Genomic DNA, 1,210 nt, shown 5'->3' on the forward strand with positions numbered 1-1,210 from the left:
GCCCGGCATGCGGCCCTCCCCCGATCCGCCGCCGGCGGTCACCGTCGGCCACAGCGTCCGGCGCTTCCACGCCGTGCCCGGCACCGCGGCGTAGCGCCCCGGACCGGTGACGTAGCCGTGCAGCATCTCCACGACCTGGTCCATGTTGACCTCGTGGCCGTGGACGTACAGCTGGGCGATCGCGTGGAGCAGGGTGTCGGCCTCCGACTCTTTGCGCTTGAGCGTGTGGAGCAGGTTGGGCTCCATGAGGCCGGCGTCGAAACACGTCGCGGCGACGGACATCGCGGCGACCGGGTTGGGCGCGAACTCCAGGAAGGTGACGTACCCGGCCTCGACGGCCTTGCGCACGGCGTGGGTGAACCACACCGAGTGCCGCATGCCCTTGACCCAGTACTCCTCGGCGTGGATCGGCTCGTGGCCGGCCCGGTAGAAGGTCTCCTTGTCCACCGAGGAGAACAGGCCGGAGGTGAGTTCGCGCGGTTCCAGACCCGCGATCTCGGCGGCCAGCTCACCCAGCAGCATGTCGACGTCCGAGGTGTGCCCGGCGCCGCGGACCTGGAGCTGGCGGGCGAACTTGCCCTGCTCCTCGACCCAGGCCACGAACTCGGCGACGGGCGTGGCACGACCCCCGACCGTGGTGTGGGTGGGGGCGGCGTAGACGGCGGGCTCGATCGAGGCGAACCTCGGGTTGTCGGCGATGATCTGCGCGATCTCCTCGGCCGAGTACTCGACCAGCGCCATGGCGCCGGCGTCCTCGTCCGAGACCTGCTGCTCGGCGTCGCCCATGAGACGTGAGCGCACGCAGATCACGCGCACCGCGTCCTCCAGGCTGAGCCCGCCCGCCGCGTAGGCGGCGGCGACCTCGCCCATGGAGTGACCGATCACGGCCTCCGGCTTGGCGCCGAGCGCCTTGAGCGTGTCGACCAGCGCGACCTGGACGGCGAAGATGCCGACCTGCGCGTTCTCCACCTCGTAGGTGACGGAGTCGTCGAGGAACATCTCGACCATCCGGTACCCGGCCTCGAAGTCGATGAGGTCGTCCACCGCGTCCAGGCACGAGGCGAACAGCGGGTTGGACAGGTACAGCTCCTTGGCCATCTTGCGGTGCTGTGCGCCGAAGCCCGAGAAGACCCAGACGTCGCCGGTGCCCGCGGGGGCGTCCGCGCTGAAGACGCCGGGGCCGGGGTCGCCGGCCGCCAGCGCGCGGAGG

The 1,210-nt window shown here is 71.0% G+C and carries 1 protein-coding gene; it reads right to left on the reverse strand.

The features are described 5' to 3' along the window. A partial coding sequence (locus G6019_RS12135) for an acyltransferase domain-containing protein (protein ID WP_182627690.1) occupies positions 1-1,210 on the reverse strand: 1,210 nt, incomplete at both ends.

Origin of the sequence: Dietzia sp. DQ12-76 (assembly GCF_014145045.1) — a bacterium.
Classification (GTDB): domain Bacteria; phylum Actinomycetota; class Actinomycetes; order Mycobacteriales; family Mycobacteriaceae; genus Dietzia.